7 protein-coding genes are annotated in these 9,037 nt (G+C 61.2%); 6 read left to right on the top strand and 1 reads right to left on the bottom strand.

The annotated features are described in order from the left end of the window. Positions 1–73: 73 nt before the first annotated feature. The 3 genes from ACI48D_RS10250 to ACI48D_RS10240 are packed head-to-tail and all read left to right on the top strand — an operon-like array spanning position 74 to position 3,658. The gene (locus ACI48D_RS10250) at positions 74–1,603 is read left to right on the top strand and encodes an ABC transporter ATP-binding protein (protein WP_435571118.1); all 1,530 of its coding nucleotides are present in this window, start codon (positions 74–76) and stop codon (positions 1,601–1,603) included. Position 1,604: 1 nt separating this feature from the next. Further along, positions 1,605–2,690: an ABC transporter permease gene (locus tag ACI48D_RS10245; RefSeq protein WP_435571117.1), complete on the top strand. Its 1,086-nt coding sequence runs from the start codon at positions 1,605–1,607 to the stop codon at positions 2,688–2,690. A gap of 2 nt (positions 2,691–2,692) precedes the next feature. Then, positions 2,693–3,658: an ABC transporter permease gene (locus ACI48D_RS10240; RefSeq protein WP_435571116.1), complete on the top strand. Its 966-nt coding sequence runs from the start codon at positions 2,693–2,695 to the stop codon at positions 3,656–3,658. Between the two features lie 3 nt (positions 3,659–3,661). On the opposite strand, the gene ACI48D_RS10235 is transcribed toward ACI48D_RS10240, so the two are convergent. Beyond that, positions 3,662–4,504 carry a MipA/OmpV family protein gene (locus ACI48D_RS10235; protein ID WP_435571115.1) on the bottom strand — a complete coding sequence of 281 codons (843 nt, stop codon included), beginning with the start codon at positions 4,502–4,504 and terminating at the stop codon, positions 3,662–3,664. Between the two features lie 175 nt (positions 4,505–4,679). Between ACI48D_RS10235 and ACI48D_RS10230 the strand changes: the two genes are divergently transcribed. Genes ACI48D_RS10230 through ACI48D_RS10220 form a run of 3 tightly spaced genes read left to right on the top strand, consistent with a single transcriptional unit; the run spans position 4,680 to position 9,030 of the window. Next, complete coding sequence (locus ACI48D_RS10230) at positions 4,680–7,475, top strand: type VI secretion system Vgr family protein (protein WP_435571114.1); 2,796 nt, start codon at positions 4,680–4,682, stop codon at positions 7,473–7,475. Next, positions 7,472–7,981 carry a hypothetical protein gene (locus ACI48D_RS10225; protein ID WP_435571113.1) on the top strand — a complete coding sequence of 170 codons (510 nt, stop codon included), beginning with the start codon at positions 7,472–7,474 and terminating at the stop codon, positions 7,979–7,981. The genes ACI48D_RS10230 and ACI48D_RS10225 overlap by 4 nt, the downstream gene beginning before the upstream one ends. Beyond that, positions 7,966–9,030, top strand: coding sequence for a hypothetical protein (locus ACI48D_RS10220; RefSeq protein ID WP_435571112.1), 1,065 nt, complete (start codon positions 7,966–7,968; stop codon positions 9,028–9,030). Before ACI48D_RS10225 ends, ACI48D_RS10220 begins: the two co-directional genes overlap by 16 nt. Positions 9,031–9,037 lie beyond the last annotated feature (7 nt).

Here is a 9,037-nt window from a genome sequence, read left to right as displayed (position 1 = left end):
GGGAATCAAAAACCGGCGCGGCGCGCTTTTGAATAATGCATCCCGTCTTTACTTATTCTGACCACAGATCGCTATGCAGCCAGCCGTAGAATTTCGCAACATTAGCAAAGCCTTCGGGGCGGTGCAGGCGAATGCCGACGTCAGCTTCTCGATCGCCAAAGGCTCGATCCACGGCGTGATCGGTGAAAATGGCGCCGGCAAGTCGACTTTGATGAGCATCCTGTACGGCTATTACAATGCCGACAGCGGCCAGGTCCTGATCGACGGCCAGGCGCGCGACATCCGCACCAGCTTTGAAGCCATTGCGCTGGGCATCGGGATGGTCCACCAGCACTTCATGCTGGTCGAGAACATGACCGTGCTCGACAACGTCATGCTCGGCAACGAAGGCGGCTTCAAGCTGGCGGCCAAGCGCGGCGCGGTCGAAGCGAAACTGCGCGAGATCTGCGAACGCTACCGCCTCGACGTCGACCCGCTCGCCACCGTCCAGGACTTGTCGGTGGGCGCCCAGCAGCGCGTCGAGATCCTCAAGCAGATCTACCGCAGCGCCAACATCCTGATCCTGGACGAGCCCACCGCCGTCCTGACCGCCCAGGAAACCGCCTCGCTGTTCGAAATTCTCCGGCTGTTCAAGGAACAGGGCAAGACCATCATCCTGATCACCCACAAGCTGCAGGAAATCATGGACATCACCGACGAGGTGACCGTGATGCGCGCCGGCCGCGTGGTGGGTGCGGTGAAGACGCTCGACACCTCGAAGGAGCAGCTGGCCAACATGATGGTCGGCCGCCCGATCCAGAGCGAGCTGCCGCGCGCGCCCTACCAGCCGGGCGTGGAAGTGCTGAAGGTCTCGAACCTGCAGCTGAAGGACAGGAATGGCGTGGCGCTCCTTTCGGACATCGACTTCACCCTGCGCGCGGGCGAGGTCGTGGCGATCGCCGGCGTGTCCGGCAACGGCCAGAGCGAGCTGCTCGAGATCCTGTCCGGGATGCGCCTGCCGACGTCCGGCAAGGTCGAATTCCTCGGCAAGGACCTGCCCTACGCCGGCCGCGCGAACGCCGACGGCCTGCCCGCTACCTTCCGCGAACTGGGCATCGGCCACGTGCCGGAAGACCGCCTGCGCGACGGCGTGATCAAGGATTTCTCGGTCATGCAGAACACCGTGTTCGGCTACCAGGACCATGTGAAGAACCGTTGGGGCCTGTTCGACTTCAAGAAGATCGCGCAGCGCTGCGCCGGCCTGATGCAGGCCTTCGACGTGCGCCCGAACAATCCGGACCTGCGCATCGGCCTGCTCTCGGGCGGCAACCAGCAGAAGGTCGTGATCGCGCGCGAAGTCTCGGCCAATCCGAAGATGATGCTGGTCGGCCAGCCGACCCGCGGCGTCGACATCGGCACCATCGAGAGCATCCACACCCAGCTGCTGCGCCTGCGCGACGAGGGCGTGGCGATCCTGCTCTCCTCCGTGGAACTGGAAGAGGTGCGCGCGCTGGCGGACCGCATCCTCGTGATGTCGGGCGGGCGCATCACCGGCATTCTCCCGATCGACGAATTCGACACCACCCGCATCGGCCTGCTGATGGGCGGCATGCATAAGTCATAACATGAAAACTGAACTTCCACGCTGGGCCACGGGTTTCGTCCTGCCCATCCTGAACCTGCTGTCGGCGCTGCTGGTGGCAGCACTGGTGATCCACCTGCTGGGCGAGAGCCCGCTGGAATCCATGGGGATCCTGATCAACAGCGCGATCGTCAATCCGGAAGGCCTGGCCTACACGCTATTCTACGCCTCGACCTTCATCTTCACCGGCCTGGCGGTCTCGATCGCCATGCAGGCGGGCCTGTTCAACATCGGCGCCGAAGGCCAGATGTACGTCGGCGGGCTTGGCTTGACCTTGGCAATGCTGGCGTTCGATGCGCACCTGCCGGCCTGGCTCCTGATCCCGGTCGGCATGCTGGGCGCGGCCCTGTTCGGCGGCCTGTGGGCTTTCCTGCCCGGCTACCTGCAGGCCAAGCGCGGCAGCCACGTGGTGGTCACGACCATCATGTTCAACTTCATCGCCGCCAGCCTGATGAACTTCCTGATCGTGAAGTACATGATCCCGGAAGGCGAGCAGAATCCGGCGTCGCGCGTGTTCTCCAGCGCCGCCGCGATGCCGCTGCTGAACGCCTGGTTCCCGGCGCTGGGCGACACCCCGCTCAACATCAGCTTCCTGATCGCGATCGTGGCGCTGGTGATCTACGGCGTGGCGGTATGGCGTTCCTCGTGGGGCTACAAGCTGCGCGCCACCGGCCTGAACGCGCATGCGGCCCACTACGCCGGCGTGAAGATCAGCCGCACCATCATCGTCACGATGCTGGTGTCGGGCGCCCTGGCCGGCCTGGCCGCCGTCAACTCGGTGATGGGCTCGACGCATTACCTGTCGCTGAATTTCCCGGCCGGCGCCGGCTTCGTGGGCATCGCGATCGCGCTGATGGGCCGCCAGCACCCGGTCGGCATTTTCCTGTCGTCGGTGCTGTTCGGCGCCCTGATCCAGGGCGGCTTCGATTTGTCGCTGGAGAAGCCGAACATCCCGCAAGAGACCTTCATCTTCATCCAGGGTCTGATCATCCTGTTCTGCGGCGCGATGGAAAACTTTTATGCGCCGGCGGTCCTGAAACTGATCAACCTCCGCAAAGGTAATAAATAATCATGGAAGACCTCCATCTCGCCAGCATCGTCGTCTCGACGATCCGTAATGCGCCGGTGCTGATGTTCGCAGCGCTGGCCGGCCTGTTCGCCGAACGCAGCGGCGTGGTCGACATCGGCCTGGAAGGCAAGATCCTGGCCTCGGCCTTCGTTTCCGCCGCCGTCGCCTACACGACCCAGAACCCGTGGTACGGCATCGCCGCCGGCGTGGCCGTCTCAAGCGCACTGGCCATGATCCAGGCCTTCGTCGCCATCACCCAGAAGGGCAACCAGCTGGTGTGCGGCATCGCCATCAACATCGCGATGAGCGGCCTGACCTTCGTGCTGGCCCAGTTCTTCTTCCAGCAGGGCGGCCGCACCCCGGACCTGGGCAATGCGCGCCTGACCGACGTGGTCCTGCCCGGCACCGCGGCCCTCGACAATATTCCGGTGATCGGCTGGCTGTACGGGCACGTGATCGGCGGCCAGTCGGTGCTGGTGTACCTGGCGTTCCTGCTGGTGCCGGTGGTGCACTGGGTGGTCTACCACAGCCGCTTCGGCCTGCGCCTGCGCGCCTGCGGCGAGAACCCGCACGCCGCCGACGCCGCCGGCGTCTCGGTCCAGCGCACCCGTTACCTGGCGATGCTGGTGGCGGGCGTGCTGTGCTCGTTCTCGGGCGCCTACCTGGCGATCGTCCAGAGCGGCTTCTTCCTGCGTGACATGTCGGCCGGCGCCGGCTACCTGGCCCTGACCGCCCTGGTGTTCGGCAACTGGCGTCCGCTGCACACCGTGCTGGGCTGCCTGATGTTCGGCCTGTTCGGCGCGATCCAGATCCAGCTCGAAGGCGTCGACCTGCCGGTGGTGGGCCGCATCCCGGGCTCGCTGATCCAGATGATCCCCTACGTCGTCACGGTGGTCGTGCTGGCCGGCCTAATGGCCAAGTCGGTGGCGCCGAAGGCCATCGGCAAACCCTTCGTCAAGTCCCGCTGAGCTTCATTCGGCCGCGCGCGCCCGCTCCTGCGAGCGCGCGAAAGTCCACGCAAGACCAATCCCCGCCGACGTCCCCGTCGAACGCTTCATCAGCGGACTGTCCCGGTTCGCCGCTCCCGCATACGTTTCATAGCGTACGAAGCCGAACATCCTGAGGTCCGGATTCAGGCGGTATGTGCCAAACAAACCGGTACGCACCAGCAGCAGACCGGCATCCGCCTTGTAGGCCGGCCGATCCGCGCTCGCGTACTGCGGCTGGACTTCGTAGAAATAGCGATTGATGCGGCCGTCGCCGAACACGGCGCCGAGCTGGGCTTCCATGGTCCAGCGCGCGGCTTCGCCACGTTTTTCCCACACCAGGCGCGGCTCCATCGTCCAGCCCTGGCGCCGCAGCCCTCCCCTCGCCTCGATCACGGCGCGCAGCGGCAGCTCGAAGCGCATGCGTCCGCGCTCGCCCAGGTCGGCGAATTTATATTTCACGCGCGGACCGAATTCGACCAGGGTGCCGAGGTCCGGCATGCCGCGCCGCGCCTCCACGTCGTTCGAATGCGCGGGCAGCGAGGCGGCGAAGCCGATGTCGAATTCGACCTTGTCGGTATTCAGGAGACGCGCGCCGATGCCGTTCTGGTCGGCGCGGAACACCTTGCCGCGGTAGATCAGGTAAGGCAGGACCAGGCCGCGGTTCGAGCGGTCGTCGGCGCCCGGATAGGCCGGCGTGCTGAAGGCGGCGCCACCGATGCCGGCTTCCCACAGCGGAAGATTGCGTTCGGCGGGTTGGGCCTGGGCGGTGGCGAGTCCGGGCAGGAGGCAGGCGGCCGCGAGGGCCAGGAAGGAAGGTGTGCGCATGGTGGGCCAAAAGACAATGTTGGCCTCATTCTAACGGCGCCGGTCCATCGATGGCGCTCGTGGCTAAGTACCTGGACTCGCACGCCGCGTTTCATTCGCGCTGACAAGCCTCAAGTCATGTGAGTGTCCCTGATGACATATTTCTCGGGATAGCCTTCTCGAGAAAGCATCTCACATGAATTCATTGAACATGGCTGGCCTTTCTCCGGCTCTGAGCCAATCGAATCGCCCCATCCGCTTACTTCTCTCTCCCAGAGCCTCCGTTCTCGACGACGTTTTGCTGGTCAAGCATGTCAACGGCCAGGAAACGCTGTGTGGGGGCATTGAATATCAAGTGCTATGCGTATCCACGCAAGCGGCGCTGCCCTTGAAAGAATTCCTTGCACTGCCGGCCGAACTCCAGTTCGTCACGGACCGTGGCGATCTGCGGTCGGTCTGCGGCATCGTCGCGCAAGCGTCGGCCGGCCAGAGCGACGGAGGACTGGCGACATACCAATTGGTCTTTCGCGATGCGTTGGCATTGATGGAACAGCGCTTCAATACCCGCGTTTTCCGCAACGTGAATGAAATCGATATTTCCGCAGCCTTGATGCGTGAATGGCGCAACATCAATCCCGTTCTGGCCAAGGCCTTCGATTTCGATACCTCCGGGGTCACCGGCACCTATCCGGCTCGTGAATTCACGATGCAGCACAACGAATCGGATGCAGCCTTTCTGCGCCGTTTGTGGAAGCGGCAAGGTATCGCCTGGTGCTTCCGCCCTGGCCACCCCCGCCAGTCAGGCAGTCCGGACAGTCCCATCCATACGCTAGTCCTGTTCGACAATCCCCGATCGCTGCCACGAAATGCTGCCGCCAGCGTGAGGTTTCATCGCGATGCCGCAACCGAAGCGCGGGACGGCATCTTCAATTGGAGCGCCTCCCGTAACCTGAAGGCGGGAGTCCTTACTCGACAAAGCTGGGATCACCGGCAAGGCCGGATGATGTCGGCACAATCGCCTACCGTCGTGCAGCAAGGGGAGGTTGGCAACCAGTTTGCTTTCAGCGTGGACGACTATCGAATCGATGCGCCACAGGCGTGCGCTAGTCACAGCGATTACAGCAGGCTGGGAGATTTGCGAATCCAGCGCCACGAATATGAAGCCAAGTGTTTCCATGGCGAGAGCGGCGTGCGCGATTTCTCCGTTGGACAGTGGTTCCGGCTCGACGGACACCCCGAGATCGACACGCATCCGGACAATGAACGCGAGTTCATACTGACGGGATTGTCGCTGGCCGCCGAAAACAACCTGCCTAAGGATATCGACGAACGTGCGCAACGCCTGTTTGCCGCCAATGGCTGGCATCAGGCATCGCTCCATCTCACACTGGATAGGACGAGCGGCGAACGCGATATGAAGTACACCAACCGTTTCACCTGCGTCCGCCGCAGCACCCCGATCGTACCGGCTTTCGATCCGCATATCGATCTGCCACGCGTGCCACTTCAATCGGCGATTGTCGTGGGACCTCCAGGCGAAGAGGTTCATTGTGATGAACTGGGACGGATCAAGCTGCGTTTTCCAGGAACACGAAAACAGGACCATCCGGACGGTGCAGGCGCCAGCGACACGGATCGGGACTCGGCCTGGGTCAGGGTCGCCAGTCACTGGGCAAGCGACCGCTGGGGCGACATCAGCCTGCCAAGAGTCGGGGATGAGGTGCTGGTGGAATTCCTGGCAGGCGACCCGGACAAACCGATTGTCGTGGGCCGTCTGTACGGCGGCACAGCCCTTCCCCCAAGCTTCAGCCATACGGGTGAACTACCCGGCAACCGCTTCCTCGCAGGCATCAAGAGCAAGGAAGTGCAAGGTGCGCGTTACAACCAGCTACGGCTGGATGACACACCTGGACAGATCAGCGCGCAACTGGCCTCCGAGCACGGGCATAGCCAACTGAATCTTGGGTACCTGACCCATCCGCGGCGCGATGGGGAGGGCCAGGCGCGCGGTGAAGGGGCCGAATTGCGCAGTGATCAATCCGTGGTGGTGCGTGCCGCGCGGTTGATGCTGTTGACGACCCAAGCCATGCTTGGGGCGGCAGGCAAACAGCTCGAACGTGAGCAGTTAAAGGCGCTGGTCGAAGGCTCGCAGGCACTACTCAAGGAACTCGGTGAGTTCGCCGAGCAGCACCAGGCCATGCCGGTCGATCTCGCGCCACTTCAAGAACTGGCTAGCGACCTGAACAATGCCGAGCAAGAAGGTGCTCCGCTGATCGCCCAGTATTCGCATGGCGGCTTTGTCAATGCCACGCCAAAGTCCTCCATCAGCTATAGCGGTCGCCAGCAAAACATCGTGGCACAACAGCATATACAGGCGGTTGCCGGACAAGGCGTGAACATCAATGCAGGAAAAGGTATTTCGCTGTTTGCTCATCAGGATGGAATGAGACACATCGCGCGCAACGGCAAGCTCGATATCCAGGCGCAGCAGGACAGTATCGGCATCGCAGCGGATCGCGATATAAACATCACCGCCAGCCAAGGCGGCATCGTGATCGCTGCAAAAAAAAGCCTTACTCTCCTGTGCGGTGGGGCCTATATCAAGATCGCCGATGGAAAAATCGAACATGGATGCGCCGGCGATTTCACCGTCAAGGCTGGAATGCACAAATGGGATGGCCCTGCACAGCAAGAAGCGGAACTGCCATTTTTCCCGACCGATGCCCATACCAATTGGCTAAAACTCGACCTCGATGGCGCCCAGGGAGCGCCAATGGCTGGAGTTCCTTACACGCTGCATTTCGCGAATGGCCAACAGAAGAACGGAACACTCGACGGCAACGGCATGGCCGAGGAGCGCAACCTCCCCGACACCGTTACCAAGGTCGTCTATCACAACGCGCCATCGGCACGAGATGCAACGCGTCCGGAAATCGGCGACCTGCTATCCGGGCTCGATCCGTTGATGGACAACGACCAGGGAGGGAAATGATGGCGGCAACGGACAATACGCTGGGTGCGCTGAACGAAGTCCATGGTGCGGAAAAGCCGGGCGACGTCGGCATTGGCGAATGGGTTTGGGGGGCACTGCAGGGCGACTTCAATGCCGAGCGCTCGGCCGGGCAGATCGGCTTCGACATGGTAGTCTCATTGATTCCTGTTGTCGACACTGTGTGCGACTTGCGCGACCTGTGCGCGAATATCCGGCAATACAACAAGGAACCAACCAACAAAGTCACCTTGTTTTTCATCGTGACTACGATCGTCGGATTTGTTCCAGAAGTAGGCATCGTCGTCAAAAGCGCACTGCGCCTCGTATGGGTATATCTCAGGCCGATCATTCAGCATTCCGACGATATCGTCAACGTCGAAAAGTTGCTGGTGGCGTCACATCGGGCATGCGATGCCGCGCTACCCAAAATTACTGAGTACTTGCAGCATAACCGGGTCGTGAAATGGGCGACGGACGGCAAATTGCCGACATGTACAAGTTTGTAGGGAAGAATATCCGTGAGGTGGCGGACAAGCTCAGCCCGGCAATGCTGAGCCACCTGTTGAAGCAGAAATGTGATGATCTGAAAGCCTTGCTGCACAAGATACGGGCTATCGTGCCCAGTACGACCCGCGAACGTATCGATGATTTCATCAATTTGATCGATGCCAAGCGGCATGCGATGAGCAGCGCAATTCAGGAATTTGTTCAGCCGGTGCGGACTGTGCTGAAAGTGATGGCCAAGCGCTTGGATGACCAAGCATGGCATGTTCAGACCTATCAGACGAATCGGGGGTGGATTGCGCCGATTTCGGAGGTGGGGTCGGCGAAGCTGATCAATGGGAGCCCGCCGAAGTGGGTGAAAAAACAATCAGGACCGATGACGCATCCACCCTTGAACATGGATGATCATGCAGTTAAATCTTTGATGAAAGAACATCCCAAGCACCCAGCCCTTCAAAAATGGATCGTTGACACCTTTTCTAAACATAAAGGGGGAATGAGGGCAGGCGAAATCAAAGGCCCTGCTAAGCTCTACCGTGTTGTCGACCCTTCCAACGAGGGTGCGGGCATTTTTTGGATGACGGAAGCGGAATATAAAGCGATTAAAAACCGCGATGAGTGGCGTAGTAGGTTCGCCGTCAAGCCCGAGTGGAATCAGAATGGCTGGGTCGTGGAATACGAGGTTAAGGCGGGTGAAAACCTGCCGGTATGGCGCGGTCCCGCCGCTAGCCAAGAGCTTAAGGAAGGTACGGACTATTACCTAGAAGGGGGCGGCGAGCAGATCGTCTTCTTTCCAGGCAGCCGAGATGAAATGGTTCAAGCGATGCCGCGGGTGGACCGTAAAACTGGGCAGACACTGAAGGACCGTGACGGCAATGCAGATCGCCGAGTCGAATATACCGACATGACAGGGGAAACGGCTCCTGTGAAATTGCGTGTACGCATTACCGAGCCCAATATCAAGGGTCCAGTCGAGACCGGGTGGGGTGCAACAGATTTCACGCTGCAGGAAGCCCAGCGGATCCTGCTGACCGCTCCCTCTGCGTTATAAGCCGTAC

Origin of the sequence: Massilia sp. LXY-6, assembly GCF_051233485.1 — a bacterium.
In the GTDB taxonomy this organism is placed as follows: Bacteria; Pseudomonadota; Gammaproteobacteria; order Burkholderiales; family Burkholderiaceae_D; genus Telluria.
The sequence above is the reverse complement of the archived record's forward strand: the minus strand, read 5'-3'. Positions and strand labels throughout refer to the sequence as shown.